The sequence below is a fragment of the Natronolimnohabitans innermongolicus JCM 12255 genome (genome assembly GCF_000337215.1).
Taxonomy (GTDB): domain Archaea; phylum Halobacteriota; class Halobacteria; order Halobacteriales; family Natrialbaceae; genus Natronolimnohabitans; species Natronolimnohabitans innermongolicus.
Map to the genome: position 1 here is coordinate 126,194 of NZ_AOHZ01000068.1, position 18,372 is coordinate 144,565.

Annotated in this window: 15 protein-coding genes and 2 pseudogenes; 8 read left to right on the forward strand and 9 right to left on the reverse strand. The window is 67.0% G+C overall.

Going from position 1 to position 18,372, the window contains the following annotated elements; translation table 11 throughout:
* Window positions 1-144 precede the first annotated feature (144 nt).
* Together C493_RS14610 and C493_RS14615 are read left to right on the forward strand one after the other, a co-directional pair.
* Window positions 145-906 (forward strand): annotated as a pseudogene (locus tag C493_RS14610) (glycosyltransferase).
* Between the two features lie 140 nt (window positions 907-1,046).
* Window positions 1,047-1,436: a pyridoxamine 5'-phosphate oxidase family protein gene (locus tag C493_RS14615; protein ID WP_007260233.1), complete on the forward strand. Its 390-nt coding sequence runs from the start codon at window positions 1,047-1,049 to the stop codon at window positions 1,434-1,436.
* Between the two features lie 13 nt (window positions 1,437-1,449).
* On the opposite strand, the gene C493_RS14620 is transcribed toward C493_RS14615, so the two are convergent.
* Window positions 1,450-2,316: a Nif3-like dinuclear metal center hexameric protein gene (locus C493_RS14620; protein WP_083912421.1), complete on the reverse strand. Its 867-nt coding sequence runs from the start codon at window positions 2,314-2,316 to the stop codon at window positions 1,450-1,452.
* Window positions 2,317-2,358: 42 nt separating this feature from the next.
* Between C493_RS14620 and C493_RS14625 the strand changes: the two genes are divergently transcribed.
* Window positions 2,359-4,053, forward strand: coding sequence for an MBL fold metallo-hydrolase (locus C493_RS14625; protein WP_007260235.1), 1,695 nt, complete (start codon window positions 2,359-2,361; stop codon window positions 4,051-4,053).
* 44 nt (window positions 4,054-4,097) lie between these two features.
* Here the strand turns inward: C493_RS14625 and C493_RS14630 are convergent.
* A pseudogene (locus C493_RS14630) lies at window positions 4,098-6,651 on the reverse strand (cbb3-type cytochrome c oxidase subunit I).
* Window positions 6,652-6,987: 336 nt separating this feature from the next.
* Window positions 6,988-7,482: a universal stress protein gene (locus C493_RS14635; RefSeq protein WP_007260239.1), complete on the reverse strand. Its 495-nt coding sequence runs from the start codon at window positions 7,480-7,482 to the stop codon at window positions 6,988-6,990.
* Window positions 7,483-7,741: 259 nt separating this feature from the next.
* Between C493_RS14635 and C493_RS14640 the strand changes: the two genes are divergently transcribed.
* The 3 genes from C493_RS14640 to C493_RS14650 all read left to right on the forward strand — a co-directional run bounded on the left by C493_RS14640 (window position 7,742) and on the right by C493_RS14650 (window position 10,142).
* Window positions 7,742-8,659 (forward strand): acetamidase/formamidase family protein, encoded by a 918-nt coding sequence (locus C493_RS14640; protein ID WP_007260240.1) that lies wholly within the window; start codon window positions 7,742-7,744, stop codon window positions 8,657-8,659.
* Window positions 8,660-8,722: 63 nt separating this feature from the next.
* Window positions 8,723-9,559 carry a hypothetical protein gene (locus C493_RS14645; protein WP_007260241.1) on the forward strand — a complete coding sequence of 279 codons (837 nt, stop codon included), beginning with the start codon at window positions 8,723-8,725 and terminating at the stop codon, window positions 9,557-9,559.
* A gap of 94 nt (window positions 9,560-9,653) precedes the next feature.
* Complete coding sequence (locus C493_RS14650; RefSeq protein ID WP_007260242.1) at window positions 9,654-10,142, forward strand: hypothetical protein; 489 nt, start codon at window positions 9,654-9,656, stop codon at window positions 10,140-10,142.
* 85 nt (window positions 10,143-10,227) lie between these two features.
* Here the strand turns inward: C493_RS14650 and speB are convergent, their stop codons facing one another.
* Window positions 10,228-11,097: an agmatinase gene (speB, locus tag C493_RS14655; protein WP_007260243.1), complete on the reverse strand. Its 870-nt coding sequence runs from the start codon at window positions 11,095-11,097 to the stop codon at window positions 10,228-10,230.
* A complete protein-coding gene (locus tag C493_RS14660) occupies window positions 11,097-11,471 on the reverse strand; it encodes a translation initiation factor IF-5A (RefSeq protein WP_007260244.1) in 375 nt (124 codons plus the stop codon). Before C493_RS14660 ends, speB begins: the two co-directional genes overlap by 1 nt.
* 303 nt (window positions 11,472-11,774) lie before the next feature.
* Here C493_RS14660 and C493_RS14665 point away from each other — a divergent pair, with 303 nt between their 5' ends.
* Window positions 11,775-12,434 (forward strand): hypothetical protein, encoded by a 660-nt coding sequence (locus C493_RS14665; RefSeq protein WP_007260245.1) that lies wholly within the window; start codon window positions 11,775-11,777, stop codon window positions 12,432-12,434.
* A gap of 258 nt (window positions 12,435-12,692) precedes the next feature.
* On the opposite strand, the gene C493_RS14670 is transcribed toward C493_RS14665, so the two are convergent.
* From C493_RS14670 to C493_RS14685, 4 genes are read right to left on the reverse strand one after another with little or no spacing between them, the layout of a single operon-like run.
* Complete coding sequence (locus C493_RS14670) at window positions 12,693-13,781, reverse strand: enolase-like domain-containing protein (RefSeq protein WP_007260246.1); 1,089 nt, start codon at window positions 13,779-13,781, stop codon at window positions 12,693-12,695.
* Window positions 13,782-13,834: 53 nt separating this feature from the next.
* The gene (locus C493_RS14675; protein WP_007260247.1) at window positions 13,835-15,544 is read right to left on the reverse strand and encodes an ABC1 kinase family protein; all 1,710 of its coding nucleotides are present in this window, start codon (window positions 15,542-15,544) and stop codon (window positions 13,835-13,837) included.
* A 46-nt stretch (window positions 15,545-15,590) separates the two neighbouring features.
* Window positions 15,591-15,962, reverse strand: a complete 372-nt coding sequence (locus C493_RS14680) for an Hsp20/alpha crystallin family protein (RefSeq protein WP_007260248.1) — start codon at window positions 15,960-15,962, stop codon at window positions 15,591-15,593.
* A 51-nt stretch (window positions 15,963-16,013) separates the two neighbouring features.
* The gene (locus C493_RS14685; RefSeq protein WP_007260249.1) at window positions 16,014-16,847 is read right to left on the reverse strand and encodes a hypothetical protein; all 834 of its coding nucleotides are present in this window, start codon (window positions 16,845-16,847) and stop codon (window positions 16,014-16,016) included.
* 119 nt (window positions 16,848-16,966) lie between these two features.
* On the opposite strand from C493_RS14685, the gene C493_RS14690 reads away from it, so the two are divergent.
* Window positions 16,967-18,295 carry a molybdopterin molybdotransferase MoeA gene (locus C493_RS14690; protein WP_007260250.1) on the forward strand — a complete coding sequence of 443 codons (1,329 nt, stop codon included), beginning with the start codon at window positions 16,967-16,969 and terminating at the stop codon, window positions 18,293-18,295.
* Window positions 18,296-18,372 lie beyond the last annotated feature (77 nt).

Consider the following 18,372-nt stretch of genomic DNA (forward strand, 5'->3'; position numbering starts at 1 on the left):
AAACCTCTTGGGTCGGTGTGACACGATCGGCCGACGCGCTGGAGCCGCGGCCTCGAGGCTGACGCGTACGTTCGACCGGGACGCCTCGAGCGCGCACCCGAGCGCCGGAGGCTTAAGCCGGCCGGCCGTGACCGACAGGCTAGGATGGTTACGAGACGGGACGAACGCACCGGCGACGACTCGAGGCCGTCGAATGCGGCGTCCGCGAGTACCGACGCGGGCGAGTTCTGTTCGCCGGACGTGAGTTTCGTGATCCCGGCGCACAACGAGGGCGGGTACCTCCACGGGACGCTCGCGAGCATCGCCCGACTCGACACCGACTACGCCCGCGAGACGATCGTCGTCGACGGTGACTCGAGCGACGCGACGCGGACGATCGCCCGCGAGCACGGCGCGACCGTCCTCTAGGGCTCGGGAACGAGCATCGCGCGGGCGCGAAATCAGGGAGTGGCCGCCGCCGACGGCGAGTGGCTCGCGTTCGTCGATGCCGACACGACGCTGCGCCCGACCTACCTGACGGCGCTTCTCGGCTACCTCGAGGCCAACGGGCTGGCCGCCGGCAGCTCCGGCTGTCGGATCACCGGTCCGCGCCGGGCGAAGCTGATGGAGGCCACGATCAACCGCGTCTTCCCGCGCCTCGAGCGACCGATCCTCCCGGGGTTCAACACCGTCGTTCGGCGAACGGTGTTCGACGATGTCGGCGGCTTTCCGGACGTTCCGAACGAGGACACGGCGTTCAGCCGACGGCTCGCGCGGCGGTATCCGACGGGGTACTGTCCGGACGTGCTGGTCGAGAGCTCCGGACGTCGGGTCGCCGCCGACGGCTTGACCGGGACGCTCTGGCACTACGCGACGCTGGACGCCGAACGGATGCGAACCGCGAGTACGGGCGATTCCGCGCCGTAGCGCGACCGTACGGCGGCGGGCGTTCGAACGAAGGTGGTCGCGGGACACCCGCTCCATCGTCCGTCGGTCCGGTCGACGAACGCGCTTCGCTGGCACCGTCATGGCGTCCGCTTTTGCACGCCGACGCCGGGTGTTCGCCCGTGACGGTACCAGCGGAAGCCGGACGGCTGCTCGAGAGCGAACCGCTGATGGCCCACCTGGCGACCTGCGTCGACGAGCGCCCGCACGTGGCGCCGGTCTGGTATCGGTACGAGGCCGATACGGAGACCGTCGAGATCGTGACGACGGGCCAGAAACTGGCGAATATTCGAGCCAATCCGCGCGTCTCGCTTTCGATTCAGGCCGACGACGACGGGCGGACGCGGTGGACGGTCACGCTCCGCGGCACGGCGACCGTGATCGAAGACGAGGCGGAAACCGCGGCTGCGCGGCGGCGGATCAACGCGAAGTACGGCGCCGATCGCGGCGCCTACGATGAGAACACGCTCGTCCGGATCGACGTCGGATCGGCGTCGTATCAGACGTACTGAATCGGTCGCTCGCTCACAGACCCGTCGGTTCCTCGAGGTACGTCGTCTCGAGTCCCCACTCCTCGACGAGGCCCTGAAGCGCTCGCACGCCGAAGGTCTCGGTCGCGTAGTGACCCGCCAGCACGACGTGGACGCCGGCCTCGCGGGCCTCGTGGTAGGCCTTCTGTTTCCCCTCGCCGGTGATCAGCGCGTCGGCGCCCGCGTCGACCGCCTCGTCGAGCCAGTCCGTTCCACTCCCGGTGACGATCGCGATCTCTTCGATCTCGTCGGGGCCGAACGCGAGCGTCTGAACCGGTTGCCCGCCGGTCTCGAGTGCCGTCTGCAAGCGTTCGCGCAGGTCGTCGATGGAGTAGGCGTCGGCGGCGGTCCCCCGTTGGCCGATGTACTCGGGGCCGAGTTCGCCGAACGGCGACCGGTCCTCGAGTCCGAGGACGTCGGCGACGCCGGCGGCGTTGCCGAGTTCCTGGTGGCCGTCCAGCGGCAGGTGGGAGACGTACAGGGCGAGGTCGTTTGCGACGAGGGGCTCGAGTCGGTCGTAGGTGCGGCCGGTGACGCGGTCGAAGCCGCCCCACGAGATGCCGTGGTGGGTGACGAGGACGTCCGCGTCGGCGTCGATCGCCCGCTCGAACGTCGCCTCCACGCCGTCGACGGCGACGGCGACGTGATCGACCGTCCCGTCGTCGGGGCCGACCTGCAGGCCGTTCGCGCTCGCGTCCAGTTCGGCGTAGTCGTCGATGCGCAGTTCCGCGTCGAGTCGGTCGACGAACTCCGAGAGCTCCATGTCTCGAGCGTGGCCGGCGAGGACCTTGTATTCGGTTGGTTCTACGCGGCCGACCGACTCGGCTTCGCCCGCCCGGCAACTGATTTCTATCAAACACATGCGGGAATTCAAGTAGATTCGGGACGCATTGAACGCCAGTAGATGCGCGTCTCGTACCAGCACGCGAACGTTCGCGACGGCAACGAGTCGTCGCTTCTCCGATTCACGGCCGCCGACGGAACGCGTGCGTGCGTTCTCGTCGACTCGGGTGCCGGCGTCGACCTCGACGCGCTGCTCGCCCCTGACGAGTACCTGAACGCGATCTTGCTCACGCACGCCCACATCGACCACTACCGGACGCTCGCGAGAAGCGTTCGCCACAGCGCCCCAATATACACGTCGCCGGCGACGGCGGCCGTCCTCGAGCACGCGCTCCCGGAAGCACGAAAGGACAACGACCTGGGCGATCTCTCGCCAGTCTTCGACCACCTCGAGGCGATCGACGACTGGACGTCGATCCTCGCCGACCTCGAGGTGCGTCCCGTTCCCGCGGGACACACGCCCGGCGCGGCGGGCTTCGTGGTCCGGTTTCGAGACGAGAACGGAGCCAACGGCCCCTTCTCCGACGAGCACCACCTCCTGGTGACCGGCGATTTCACGCGCCGCCCCTGTGCGGGCTTTCCGGGGCTCGCGACCGCATACCCGTTCGATATCGACACGCTGTTCCTGACCGTCTCGAGCGACGACACCTATCCGGACGCCCTCGAGACCGCGTTGCGGACGATCCTCGAGCGGGCCTACGCCGGCTCTCGAGTCGTCGTCGCGACGAGTTCGCTGACCGGCGTCCACGTCGCGACGCTGCTCGATCGGCTCGCGGCGACGCTCGATCGACACCTGCCGATCACGCTCGTCGGCCAGACCGCCACGGTGTACGCCGCACTCGAAGCGACAGACAGCGGCGCAGTGGACGAGACTGATTCCGCCGTCGAGACGGTCTCGGTGTTCGACCGCCCGGATGCGGTTCTCGAGCACGGCGGCGTGACGGTCGCCGGTCCGGCCGATCCGACGCGGGGAAGCGCCTCGCGCCTCTTCGGGGCCGTCGCGGACGATCCGGCTGCCGTTTTCGTCCGACTCGGAACGGGCAACGGCGAATCGCTCCCCAGCGTACGGTGTACGACCCACTGTATCGACCTCCGGAACCACCCCTCTTTGGAGACGATCGACGACCTCGTCCACGAACTGGCGCCGACACACGTCGTCGTCAAACACGCCACCGGAGGCGCGCTCAACTGGTTTCAGCGGCGCTTCGATCACTGTTTCACCTGGGGGACGAACGACGAGGACGTCCACCGACTCTACGACGAAGGCGAGTGGCTCTCGCCGGGATGGATCGCCGAGCAGACGGCGACCCAGATTCGGACCCAGCGGTGGGAACTCGCCCAGAGTCGATCGACCGACGTGACCGCTTCGTTGCCGTCGGTCCGACGGGGTTCGGTCGACCTCGAGGCCGAAGGCGTCGACCTCGAGTCGTTCGAGCGCGATTTCGCCGTCGGCTCGGACGCCCCGGCGCCGAGTGCGGCGAGCGAGGGAACCCCGGCGTCGGCGACGAGACGCAGTGACGGATCGGACGAGCGAGTCAGACCCGGACCGACTGAGTCGAGTCACGGTTCGACGGCGAATCCGGAGACGGCGGCGGGGATAGGGACGGAACTGAAGTCGGAGCGTGAGACGATTCCAGCCCGCGTCCTGACCGACGGCGACAGCGAGCAGATCCTCCGGCTCCTCGAGCGTGCCGACGTCGACGCCGGAGATGTCGTCGAGATCACGATCGACGCGTCGACCGCCGAACCGGAGTGAGGGTGTCGGGGCGGAACGAATCCCGTCCAGCGGGTGACCGACCGCTACAGCAGGTAAAACAGCGGGAAGAGGAACACCCAGACGATGTCGACGAAGTGCCAGTAGAGCCCGAAGAACTCCACCGGTCGGTGGTCCTCGAGGTAGGCGTCGACGCTCGCGATCCGGTAGATCATGAAGACGGCGATGAGCAGGCCGAAGATGACGTGCAGGGCGTGTAGACCCGTCGTGACGTAGTAGATGGAGTACTCGAGGCCGTACCACCAGTACTCGCCGTCGGCGAACTTGACGCTGTACTCGTAGGCCTTGACGCTCATGAACGTCAGGCCGAGCAACAGCGTCGCGCTCATCGCGCCGAGGAGCCCGCGTTTGTTCCGGCGTTCGGCAAAGACGAGCGCGAGGACGACCGTGAAGCTCGAGGTCAACAGGACGTAGGTGTTGAGCAGGCCGGGCCAGGAGGCAAACGGGACCATCGTCCACTCGTTCCAGCCCATGTGGAGGCGCATGAAGACGTACGCGCCGATCACCGCGCCGAAGACGACGACGTCGGAGGCCAGGAACACCCAGACGCCGAACTTCGTGTTGCCGATGCCCTCGAACGGCCAGCGTTCGGCGATCGCTAGTTCGGGGGCGTGGAATTCTTCGCGGCCGTACTCGAAGAGCGTGTATCCGAGGATCACGACGCCGAGGACCGTCAACAGCGGATAGAGGACGTTTGCGTCGGCGGCCGTGCCGGTGAGCGTGTCCGGAGCCGTTCCGGTTCCATCCGCGAAGGAAACCATGTAGGGCGTGAGTCCGGAGAGTCCGAGGAAGAACACGAAGAGACCGATGCTGATCCCGAACGGCCAGATGCTGGCGTGATCCGCGTGTTCCGCTTCCTGTGCCGTCCCGGTTCCGGTGGCGACGCCGCCGTCGGTCGCCGCCCCGCCGTCGGCTGCGGTCGTCGAGTCGTCGACGAACTCGAGGCGGCCGCTGGCGTAGGACGGGCGGCCGTCCCAGTTCTCGAGCGGTGGTGGCGAGGGGATCGCCCACTCGGCGGTTCGGGAGAACTCCCAGGGGTTGTCGGGGGCGACGGGACCCTTGACCCAGCTGTGGATGAACGTCGCGAACATGATNGAACTCCCAGGGGTTGTCGGGGGCGACGGGACCCTTGACCCAGCTGTGGATGAACGTCGCGAACATGATCAGGAACGACGCGCCGAGGACGAACGCTCCGACGGTCGCGATCTGGTGGTAGACCTCCAGCGCCGGATCGAAGTTGAAGACGCGCCGCGGGGTCTCCCAGGCGAGGAACATCGGGAAGTACAGCAGGTTGAACCCGACGAAGTAGACGGCGAAATTGAGCTTACCCAGGGTCTCGGAGTACATCTTCCCGGAGAGCTTCGGCCACCAGTAGTAGAGCCCGCCGATCAGGGCCGTTACGCCGGAGACCATCACGTAGTGGAAGTGGGCGACGACCCAGTAGGTGCCGCGGAACTCGTAGTCGAGGACGACGGCGCCGAGGAAGACGCCCGTGATCCCGCCCAGGATGAACAACACGAGCGCCCCCATCGCGAACAGGAACGGCGTCGTAAAGCGGACTCGCCCCCTGACCATCGTGTAGATCAGCGCGAAGACCATCAGGTCGAAGGGAAGGGAGATCCCGATGGTCGTTGCCATCATCAGCGTCTTGATCTCCAGATTGATCGTGGTCAGGAACATGTGGTGCATCCAGACGAGGAACGACTGGACGGCCACGAGAACCATCGCGATGATGACCCACTTGCGCCCGACTAGCCGTCGACCGGTAAAGGTCTGGAACGTCTCGAACATGATCCCCAGCGCGGGGAAAAAGACGATGTACACCTCCGGATGGCCGAAGAACCAGAACAGGTGGGCCCACAACAGTCCCGACCCTTGATCGGTGGCCATGTACTGGGTCAGGAAGAGACGATCTGTCCCCTGTAACAGGAGCGCGGCGAGCAGCGCCGCGAAGGCAAACAGCATCATCCAGACCGTCAGCAGCCACGTCCAGGTGAACAGGGGCATGTTCCAGAGCCCCATCCCCTCCGCCCGCGAGCGATGGATCGTCGTGATGAAGTTGACCGTCCCGATCGTGATCGAGAGGACGAACATGATCAACGCGAGGATCGCGGTGTTTCCGCCGGTCGCCGCCTCTAACGCGGGCGTGTACGTCGGGACGTTCAGCGGGGCGTACATCGTCCAGCCGCCGGCGAACGTCCGCCCCTGGAAGAACGAGAGCGCGAAGAGGATCCCCGAGAACAGGTAGAACCAGTAGCTCATGGCATTCAGCCGCGGGAACGCGAGATCTTTCGCCCCGATCTGTAGCGGGACGAAGTAGTTCGCGAATCCGGTCGCGATCGGCGAGAGGAACCAGAACACCATCAACAGCCCGTGGGCCGAGACGGCCTGATTGAACTCGTTGGCCGTGAGCAGCCCGGTTCCACCGACTTCCCAGAGGTGCGCTCGGAACAGCAACGCGAGCACGCCGCCGAACAGCAGGAAGAACAGCGACGTCGCGAGATAGAGGATCCCGACGTCCTTGTGGTTCGTCGTGACCAGCCAGCGCTTAACCGACGTCATCGGCGGAAGCTCACTCACGCCGCCCACCTCGACCGACCCCGGTACCGGCTTTTCTCGTGGTTGTCGATCGCCCGACGACGCCGAGAGCGTCGAGTGGGTGTCGCGTCGACGTCCCGCGAATACGACTCACACACATACTAGCAGCGTTTCTCTCACCTATCCTCGGAATCAATGTATGGGGCGCACTCGCAAGGTTTTGCGCCTGACGGTCGTCCGCAACCGGTCGTTTCACGACTTGCCTTCGGAGCCGGTCCGCCCACACACGTTCGTTCGAAGCCGGCTAGCAGCGTCGTGAGTGTGTGCACACCCCGCGCTCGTCGCGATTCGGGTTCCGGTTCCGAACCCGTCCGACGATCAGGCGGGTTCGGCCGCGACTCCCGCGGAGTCGATCGAGTCGTCGTCCGTGTCGACGACCAGCACGGGCACGGGCGTGTTTCGGGCGACCCGTTCGGTGACGCTGCCCAACAGGGCGCGGGTGACGCCGCCCCGACCGCGGGACGTCATCACGATCAGGTCGACGTCGTTTTCCGCGGCGAAGGCGGTAATTTCCCTGTACGGAACGCCCGCTTCGATCACCGGGTGAACGTCGATCGACGACTCGTCGGCGTGCTCGCGTACGCGATCGATCGCGTCCGCTGCCCGCTCGTGGACCGCCGTCATCTCGCTGAACTGTCCCGCGTCGAGTCGATCCACCTGCTCGGAGCCGAGCGCGTGACTGACCGCGTCGGTGTCGACGACGTACATCGGATAGACGGTGGCTTCGAACCGCTCGGCCAACTCGACCGCGTAGGGGACCGCGAGTTCGGCTGCCTCGCTACCGTCCGTCGGAACGAGGATGTTGCTGAACATACATTTGACAGTTCGTACCACACTGATAAAGCAGTACGGGTACCGTTCGGATTCGACGACTATAGTAGTCACTGAAACGATTTACACACTGATCGCAACGCCGTACTGCGAATCAGGTGTGCATTGACTTTCAGTGGCTACTATATCGTTCGAGGAGCCGATTCGGTTCCGCCGCGACGGGCTATCCCGAGGCTAATACGTCCCGGCAGCAGTACCCTCGAGGAGTTGATTTACCGGGCTCCAGTCCGATGTGTCGACTATGACGCGACGGACGGTTACCGACGAGGACGGCGCGATCTACGAGTTCACTCCCGATCTCGAGGCGGTCGCCACGGTCGAATCGGGCGCGGAGCTGACGATCGAGACGCGGGACAGCTTAGACGGGGCGGTCCAGATCGAGTCGGACGTGATCGAGTCCGTCCCCGCCGAGGTTAACGCGGCGACGGGGCCGATCGAAATCGAGGGGGCCGAGCCCGGCGACGCGCTCCGCGTCGAGATCGAGGACGTGCGAATCGCCGAGGATCGCGGTCGCGTGGTCTCCATCGACGGCTTCGGCCTCCTCGACGGCCGCGAGGAGATCGAGGCGCCGCGAACGCGGATCAATCACGTCGCGGACGACGGCGAGACGATCGCCTTCGGCGACCTCGAGATCCCGATCGACCCCGTTATCGGCACGATCGGCGTCGCTCCCGCCGATGAGTCGTACACGACGCTGATCCCCCACGACCACGGCGGCAATCTCGACACGACCGACGTGACGACGGGGACGGTCGCCTACTTCCCGGTTTTCCAGGACGGGGCGATGTTCGCGGTAGGCGACTGCAAGGCCGCGATGGCCGACGGCGAGATGTGCGGAACTGGATCGGAGATCGCCTGCGATATCGACGTCACCCTCGAGGTGATCGACGGCGGCGCCGACGACGTCGACCTCGAACGGCCGCTGCTCGAGACCGAAGACGCCTGGAAGACGGTCGCGAGCGCGGAGACGCTCGAAGCGGCCTGCGAACTGGCCAACCGGGACGCGATCGAACTGCTGGCGGCCGAACACGACTTCGACGCGACCGACGCCTACCTGTTCTCGAGTCTGGTCGGCGGACTCGAGATCAGCCAGGTGGTCGATCCGCTGGTGACGGTGCGAAACGCGGTGCCGAAGGCGTACCTGTCGTCGCCGTTCTGACGCGGGCGCGTTTCGACGACGGCTAACGCAAACGGTTATCACACCTCGATGACACGTGGGCGTATGGATTCGATCGACGTCTCGTTCGATCTGACGCTCGTTTCTCTCCTGCTCGTTCTGTTCGGCGTCGCGGCTTGCTACCAGGCGATCACGTCGTTCAGACGGTACAGAGCGGTCCGCGGCGCCGCGGCGACCCTCGAGCAAGATCGGGAAACGGCGGACGCGACGATCGTCTCCGGGCCGGTCTCGGTCGTCGAGTCGGCGAGACCCGAGCGCGCGCCGCCCGAGGCGGCGACCGGCGACACTCAGCGTCCAGCGCTGTTCGCGTGGCGGATCCGTCGCCACTCTAGTTCGCCCGGGCGCCGCAGTTCGTCCGCGATCGAGACGGTCGAGGGCGGGCTGGCGGTCGGCGAGTTCGACGTTCGACACGAGGGGCGGTACGTCCGGGTCGACGCGGACGCTCTCTCACCAGAACCGGACGACTCGGGCGAGCCGTACGATCCGTTCGACGACCCGGCCCTCGATCTGGGAACGCCGTCGATCGACGTCCGACTCAGCGACCCGGATCCGGTGACGAAACTCCTCGAGCGACTGCGGCTGATCGGCGACCGCGGACTCTTCGGCGATCCGGAGTTCGCACTCGGCGTCGGCGGAAATTCGGTGACGCCCGACCGGTACCAGGCGGTCGTCGTCGAAAACGGCGACGCGCTCTCGGTCGAGGGGACCATCCGGGAGACTCGAGACGGGGCCGTGCTGGCGCCCGCCAACGAGCGGACGCCGACCGTCGTGATCGGCGATCTCGACGAACGGGGATCGGGACACCGATCGAGCGCGATCCGACACGTCACTCACGCGATCGTACTGATCGCGCTCGGCGCGTGGCTCCCCACGCTGTTCTGAGGCGTCGGCTCCTCTCGAGACACAGTCCGGGCTACCGCTACGGTCATTCTCGCCGATCGACACTACTACCTTCCGTGTCTCGCGAGTGAGTCACATGACAGAATCGATCGACCGACAGCCCGGCCGCGACGCCGTCGTCGCCGACTTCGACGGCGCCACGCCGCCGGTGCTCGCCTTTCAGTGGGGGCTCGCCGACGACGTTCGCTCGACTGCAGACGGCGGCACCTACGACTTCTCGTACGCCTTCGGGTTGCAGTCGGCGACGATGACGGTCGCGAGCGGCGCCAACTCGTCCGACCCGACCGACACGGACGACGCGGCCGACTCGAGCGCAGACGACCGCGTCTCGACGCTCGAGATCACGACGACCGCGAACGACCGTCCGTGGGGAACGCACACGGTCGCGACCCGGGACGCTGGCGACGAGACGCGCCTCGAGATCGAGGGCGAACCGAACCGCCGATTCGGCCTGGCGTACCTCGTTCAGGGTGCGCTCACCGATCGGTACTACGCCGACGTGCTCGCCGCACAGGGGTATTCGGTCGTCGATCGCGAGACGTCGCTGTCGCTGTTACTGTTCTGAATCTGAATCCGATCCGACTCTCGTGCTCGTGTGCGTGCTCGTTCCCGTCCTCGAGAGCGGTGCGAACGGACGACTCCTCGGGACCTCACCCGTCGCCGTCAGCCGCCTTCGTGAAGACGAACTCCCGAAGCAACTTCCCGCCGAGGGCCGCGGCCTGCCCGTCGTCGCGGTCGTTGACTTCGACGACGTCGAAGCCGCTCGCGTGGGGCGCAACCGCCCGAACGATACCGCGCATCTCGCGGGGCTCGAGGCCGAACGGCTCCGTCGTTCCCGTCCCGGGTGCGTACGCCGGGTCGGCGGCGTCGATGTCGACGCTCAGGTACGCGTCTCGTCCCTCGAGGTCGACGACGTCGGAGACGGCAACGGACGGCTCCGCGACCGTCTCGGGCGAGACGACGGTTACGTCGTCGGCGTCGGCACGCTCCCACTCGAGTTCGCTCCCTGTTCGTGCGCCGAAAATGACGACCTCCTCGACGGAGTCGACGTCCTCGAGAATTCGACGGGTAACGGCCGCGTGCGAGAGCGGATTACCGTCGTAGGCGTCGTAGAGGTCGAGGTGGGCGTCCAGACAAACGAACACCTCGGGTTCGACGGCGCGGACGCCGGCAAGCGAGACGGTGTGTTCGCCGCCCAGCACGAGCGGGATCGCCTCCTCCCAGACCGCATCGCGGACGGTTCCGGCGAGGTACTCGAGATACGCGGAGACGTCGTCCCAGGCGTGGACGTCGCCGCGGTCGACGACGCCGAGGTCAGAGAAGTGCTGGTGCGTCCGGGAGTCGTAATCGTCGAACGGTTCCGCAAAAGTTCGAATGCGCCGCGGACCGAATCGGGTCCCCGGCTGAAAGGTCGTCGACACGTCCAGGGGCGCACCGACGACCACGAAGTTCGCGTCCGCCGAATCGTCGTCGCGGGCAGCGTCGCCTGCTCCGCGTTCGTCAGTCGCCCCGGGAAACATTAGACGATCTTCCGCTGGTCTTCCATCTCGAGGTACTCGATGTTCTCGTCGGGGGAGACGTCCTTGTCCTCGGGAACGCGCATCGTGATCGTCTCGTACGTCTCGAGGTCCATCACCTGCATGTCGTCGCCGTCGACGGAGACGATCTGTCCGCTTTTCCGCTCGATGATCGGGACCCAGATCTTCGCGTCGACCGGCTGGGAGAACGAGCGCTTCTTGCCGTCGAAGACGCCTCTGGCCTCGACGCGGGCCTTGGCGCTGCCGTGTTTGCCGGGCTTTGCCGTCGAGTAGGCGTTGATCTTACACGCCGCGTCGTCGATCATGACGTAGCTACCTTCCTGGAGGTCGCGAACTTCTGTCTGCTGTTTCGCCATGTCCCGGGGTAATCAACCGACGGTCATAAACCGTTTGGAATGGACGCTGGCGGTGGCTGCGACTCCTACGGTCTACTGTACCGGTTTCCCGGCCTGACGCCGGACGGCTCGCTGTCGGACCGGAACTGACGGACAGTCGTCCGTCTCACGACCGCGTCGTCTCGGTCGTCCCGGGCGGGCCGCGTCGCTCGAGTGGCCCGCTTTCGCTCCACGTTGACCGAGGGAGAGATCCGATTCCATTCCCCTCGAACTGCTGAGTGCCGGTCGAAACGGCTGACTGCCTGCGACGAGTATCTCGCCTCGATGATCGGAACCGTCGCCGTCGCTGGCGCCGTCGCCCTCGTAATCGTAATAACCGTCGCGGGCGCGTTCGCGTGGCGACGCGTCCAAACGCGGGACCGACGCGCGCTCGCGGCCGCACTCGAGGACAGCCTCGCCGACGCGATGGGGCCGGGCGTCGGGTCGCACCTCGAGCGAGCGCCGACGGTCCGCCGGATCGACGTCGTCTCCGAACGCGGCGACTTCGCGGCCGACTCGAGGACGGACGACGTGTCGATCGGCGCCGCAGACGCCGACGCACAGCGCCCGAGCTACGCCCCCGTCGTTCGGATCGATCTCGAGACGACCGACGCGCCCGGGATGGACCTGCTCTTCGAGTACGTCACCAACGTTCTGGCGGCGATCCACCCCGTCTGTACGGCTCGAGACGCGCCCGTCGCCTACTACGACGTCGAGTTCACGTTCGGACCGGACGGGCTCGTCGTCGCGGGCGAGTGTCGCCGCGTCTCGGTGACGCCGGAACTGGCCGACCGAGTGCTCGAGGACGAGCGCTACGGCGCCGTCGAGTTGCGCCGCGACGTCGAGCGCGCGGCCCGCGACGACGAAACGCCGACGGCGCTGTGGGAGCCGTGTCGACCGACCTCGAGCGGGGTGGCGCGGGGTCGAGATCGGCGGCCGGAATGAGTCGCCGTAACGCGGTCGATCGATATCCGTACAGTGATAGGCCTGGCACCGAAACGACGACTCGTCCGGGACCGACCGCCCACAAAAAACTCACATCCCGGTCGGATACGGGGTTTCCCCCGTATTCCTCCCGGACGTGTCGCTTCTCGCCGAGCACTATAGCTCTCGTGGCTGTCTTGTTCGGTCAGACAAATTGTAACGGGTTCTATCGCTCGAGCCAGTCCTTCCGCAGCGAGCTGTTGGCGACCGGATCCCCGATTACCGAAATCCGCGCTGATCCGCCGGCGCCTCGAGCGGACTCGCCGGCAGCTCGTCGCCGACCGTCGGTTCGTTGTACGCCCGCGGTGCGATGTCGTTCGGGCCGTCGGGGTAGTACAGCGCGGCGAGGGTCTGAAGCTGGCCGCGGCCGACGCCGAGTTCGAACTGGCCGCCGCCGTACAGGCTGATCCCGCGCTCCCCACAGTAGTCGATCGTCTCGAGTAGCGACTCGAGCGAGCCGAATCTCGAGGGCTTGATGTTGAGCCAGTCGGGCTCCCACGGCAGGTCCGCGACGTCCTCAACTCCGTGGATCGGCGCGTCCCACGAGACGCGGCTGTGAACGTCGGCGTCGTCGAACAGCGGCTGCGTCTCCGCCGTCAGCGCGGGATCCTCGAGGATTGCGTTCGGGAACCCCTCGAGGACCCGCTCGTAGAGGTCGGGATCGGCGGGCACGTCGACCTGGGTTCCCTCGTACTGGCCCTTGAGATCGAGAATGGTGACCGCGTCGGCGCCGACGGTCTCGTCGACCGCCGCGACGACGTCGTCGGTCCACTCGGGGGTCGGATCCAGCTTGAACTCGACGCCGGGGACCCGGTCGCGAAGCGCCTCGAGTCGATCGGTCGTCGGCGGCTCGCCGAGTCGCGTGCTGGTGACGAATCGAACGGGATCGCGAGAACGCTCGAGCGCGCTCGCGACGTCGGTCTCGGCCTGCCGCAGGCCGAGGTCGAGCGCCGCGGCTTCGAGCCCCCAGCGCCGATAGTTCCGGAAGACCTCGCGGTCCGGCGCGCCGCCCGGGAAGAGGTCGATCGACTCGAGGTGCGCCGAGAAGGAGTCGATCGTGTACTCGCCGGTGAGATCGGGCAGCCCCGAGTCGGCCAGCGCGTCGTGGTGGTCGGTTTCGTAGGTGACGTCCTCGCCGCAGCCGACGACGACGTCGCCCTCGTCGTCCTGTCCGGGCCCGGGTCCGGGTCCGGACAGCGCGAACTCGGTCGTGACGCGGGTGAACTCGCTCGAGGTCTCACGTTCGCGGCGCTCGAGCGAGACGTCGTCGATCGTTACCGACAGGTCGGCGATCCGCTCGTAGTCCATACCGACCGCACGGCCGCCAGCGAAAAGAAGCTACGGCCGGCTTCAGTCTCCGGTCACTCCTCGCCGCGTCGTTTGCGCAAGTTCTGCCGGGTGAACTGCGGCTTCGCGCGGATCGATTTCGGCCCGCGGAACGACCGGTAGAGCTGGATCACGACGATCAGCGAGAAGACCGCCGCGACGATCGACGCTTCGGGAGCCCCGAGCGCGTAGAGGACGCCCATCGAGAACAGCGACATCGTCAGCAACATGCCGTAGATCAGCCGTCTGGCGAACGTATCGAAGACCTCGTCCTCGTCCTCGAGGCCGATTCGGACGTAGAGGTCGTCTCGCTCGAGTCGATCGAGCGTGCGCTCGGTTTTGGGCGCCAGTCTGGTCAGCGACTCGCCGGTCTCCCGGAGCTGGCGGCCGGTCTCGCGGGCGTACTGGCGGGCCGACTCCTCGCGGTAGCCCTGCTCGACGAGGTAGTCGGTCGCGACGGAGATGAAGTCGAAATCGGGATCGAGAGTGACGCAGACCCCTTCGACGACGGTTGCGACCCGCAGGACCAGCGCGAGATTCTTGGGCAGCCGGAACGGGAAGACGTAGATCGAGTCCTCGATCTGGCCGACGATCTGGTTGATCCGGTACTGCTCGACGGACTCGCCGCGGGCGTCCTGGATGGCGATCTCCATCACCTCGGCCATCACGCCGCGGTCGGCGTCGGGGCTGAGCGTCCCGACCTCGATCAGGGCGTCCAAGATTGCGTCGATGTCCTGGTTCGCGACGGCGACGTAGAAGTCGACGATCTTCTCCTGGACGAACGGATCGACCCGGCCGGACATGCCGAAGTCGTAGAAGACGATCCGGCCGTCGTCGGTCACCGCGAGGTTCCCCGGGTGCGGGTCGGCGTGGAAAATCCCGTCGTCCATGATCATCTGGAGGTACGCCCGCTCTAAGTTCTCCGCTACCTTCGTGCGGTCGATCCCGCGTCGCTCGAGTTCCTCGACGTCGTTGATCTTCGTCCCCTCGACGTACTCCATCGTGAGCACGCGCCGCCCGGAGCGGTGCTCGAACACGTCGGGGATGACGAAGCGGTCATCGCCCGCGAAGTTGGCGCGAATCTCCTGGAGCATCTCGGCTTCGCGCTCGTAGTCCATCTCCTCGCGGATCGTCTTCGAGAACTCCTCGGCCAGGTTCTCGAGCGAGAACGCCCGAGACTCGTCGACGAAGCGCAACAGGAGCGGCAGGGACCACCTGATCACCTGCAGGTCCGCGTTGACGAGTTCCTCGATGTCCGGTCGGCGGATCTTGACGGCGACCTCGCGGGTCGACTCGGCGGTCGCGGCGGTTGCGGTCGCGTCGCCGTCAGCGCCGCCGTTTCGGTTCCGGTCGTTCGCGGACGGGTCGATTCGCGCCCGATACACCTGTCCGAGACTCGCGCCGCTGATCGCGTCCGTCTCGAATTCGACGAAGTGCTCTTCGATGGGGCCGATTTCGTCCTCGAGGACCGCCCGCGCTCGCTCCCACTCGGCCGGCGGCACGTCGTCTTGTAGCGACGCGAGTACGTCGATGTACGCCGGCGGCAACACGTCGGGGCGGGTCGAGAGCAGCTGGCCGAGCTTGATGAACGTCGGCCCGAGCGTCAACAGCGACTCGAGCAGTACCTCCGCGCGCTCGCGGTGGGTCTCGGCGTCGACCTGCCGCGGACGGCCGAACAGCAGGAATCGTCGTCGGTCGCGGGCGAAGGCGACGAGCAACGGGAGGAACTGCCAGGCGACGAGCACGAACCGCTTGTACGCACGGAGGGATGCCAGTCTCTGTCACCCCGCGTTACGCTCGTTCGTCGTCGGCGACGTCGACGTCGATCGTCGTTTCGCCGCCACCCGACGCCTTGGGGAGGGTCAACTCGAGAACGCCGCGCTCGACGGTCGCCTCCGTCTGTGCGCTGACCGCGTCGTCGGGCAGCGGGAGGTCGACGTCGACGAACAGCGAGCGGTTCTCCTCGACGTACCGGTATCCGTCGTCGGACGCCTTCTCGCGGTGGGCGTCGATGGAGAGGCGACCGTCGTCGACGGCGACTTCGAGCGAGTCCGCGGAGACGCCGGGGACGTCGACGACGAGCAGGTAGGCGTCGTCGCTCTCGAGTAAATCGAAGAAGACGTCCTCGGAGAGGTCCCGCAGTGCGTCGCGAAGCGCTGACATGGGTACTGGTTCGAACGCCGATACGAAAAAGGCCGCGGTAGCGGTCGTCTCTCAGAGCGCCCACGCGAGCGCGATCCAGCCGGCGAGCGCCGCGAGCGCGGCGGCCATGAGGCCGTGCCCGGCGGCGCGGAGCCCGAGGCGGCGCTCGCTGCTGTCCGAGATGAGGAAGGGGCCGCCAAACGCCGCGTTGCGCACTCGAAGCCAGCGACTGTCGGCGACGGCTCGCTCGTCGACGCCGACGGCGGCGTTGTGCTGGCCCGCCACCATGGAAACGGTCGGATCGTAGCGGGCGCTGCCGAAGACGTGAACGCCCGCACCAGGGTCGAGGCGCCGCTCGGAGAAGCGGCGCTTTCGCCCGGTTTTCAGCTCGAACACGCGGAGGTCGACCGTCGTGTTCTGGCAGTCGACCGCGTCGGTCGCCTCGATGAACCGCGCGATTCGCTCGGGCGGTTCGGTGCCGCCGTCGACGTCGATCCGGGCGTCGGTCTCGAGGCGAAAGTCGGCGCCCGGCGGCTCGATCAGGACGCTGCCGTCGTCGTCGGAAAGCAGGAAGGGAACGTAGCCGCGGCCGTCGTCGATGCGCCGCCAGTCCGACCCGCTTCCGCCGCCGTCGTGCTCCTCGACGTCGTACTCGTACGCGAGACAGGGAGTTCCGGTAAACGGTGCTCGAACGAGCGTGTCCTCGTCGATCGGCTCGGCGGTGCCGCGGAGTTCGATCCGACCGCCGTCGGGCGCGTCGAACGTCGAATCGGGCTGCACGCGAAGCACGCGATGGGCGAACCGAAATTGGGACGCGGCGTACCAGCACAGCGGGATCGCGACGATTGCGCCGACCGCGAGCAGGGCGAGCGATATCGGCTCGAGTTGGAGTTGGAGGGCCGCCATTTCCACGGTAGTGGGACCTACCATCCCATATACGTATCGAGCGGCGAGACCGTTTCGCTCGAGTGTACCGTTCTCGCCGCTCCCCCACGTTTTAGGCACCCGGCGACCCGAGTACGCGTATGGACGGAGCCGACAGCGAGCGCAAACGGGCCGGATTCAAAGCGCGGACGCCGGTCGACGAGGCGCGTCGGAGACTCAGGGCGGCCGTCGTGGGCGACCGCGACGACGAGGAGGTCCTCGAGGGCGAGGGCGAACGCGCGGTCCCCGTCGGGACCGAACGGATCGACGTCGAACGCGCGGACGGGCGCGTGCTGGCCGCGCCGCTCGCGTCGGCCCGCGACGTGCCACACTACGAACGGGCGGCGATGGACGGCTACGCCGTGCGCGCCGCGGACACGTTCGGCGCCAGCGAGCGCTCTCCCGAGGTGCTTCGGATCGCCGACGGGGCCGGCGGCGAAGCGACCGTTGACCCCGAGACGGCCGCGCGGGTCCACACCGGCAGCGCGCTGCCCGAGGGCGCGGACGCCGTCGTGATGATCGAACACGTCACCGAACTCGAGTCGGTCGGCGAACTCGAGGTCGAAGACGCCCTCGCGGAGGGCGAAAACGTCGCGCCTGTCGGAGAGGACGTTGCGGCCGACCAGCGCCTCTACGAGGCGGGTCACCGACTCCGGCCGTCCGATCTCGGACTCGTTCGGTCGGCCGGCTACGGTGAGGTCGCGGTCGCGAACCGGCCGACGGTCGGCGTAATCCCGACCGGCGAGGAACTCGTCGCGAGCGATCCGGAGCCGGGCGAAGTCGTCGAGACCAACGGGCTGACCGTCTCTCGACTCGTCGAGCGCTGGGGCGGCCGGGTGACCTACCGCGACGTCGTCACCGACGACTTCGAGTCGCTGCGGGTCGCGATCCAGCGTGATCTGACGAAGGACGTCGTCGTCACCTCCGGCGGCTCGTCCGTCGGCGAGCGCGACCTCCTCCCCGAGGTGATCGACGAACTGGGCGAGGTGATCGTCCACGGCGTCGGCCTCAAGCCGGGTCACCCCGTCTGTCTCGGCATCGTTGAGGAAACGCCGGTCATCGCGCTACCCGGCTACCCCGTCGCCTGTATCGTCAACGCCGTGCAGTTCCTTCGGCCAGTGTTGCGCTGGCTCGAGGGCACCGAACCAGCCCCTCACCCGACCACGGACGCCCGCCTCAATCGCAAGATTCCGAGCGAACCCGGGACGCGGACGTTCGCGCGGGTCCAACTCGAGGAGCGCGAGTCCGACGACGGCGAGGCGTTCGAACCCGGCGAGCCGCGGTATACGGCGATACCGACGCGCGCGAGCGGCTCGGGCGTCCTCTCGAGCGTCGCGCTGGCGGACGGCTGGGTGGTCGTCGACGACGACCGGGAAGGGATTCCAGAGGGCGAGACGGTCGCGGTACAGGACTGGGAGTTCCACCCGTGACGACGTGAGGCGAACGTGCCGATTACGGGGTCGACGACCTCCAGTGATGGCGCTTCTCGTGCTATCCGGTACCACCA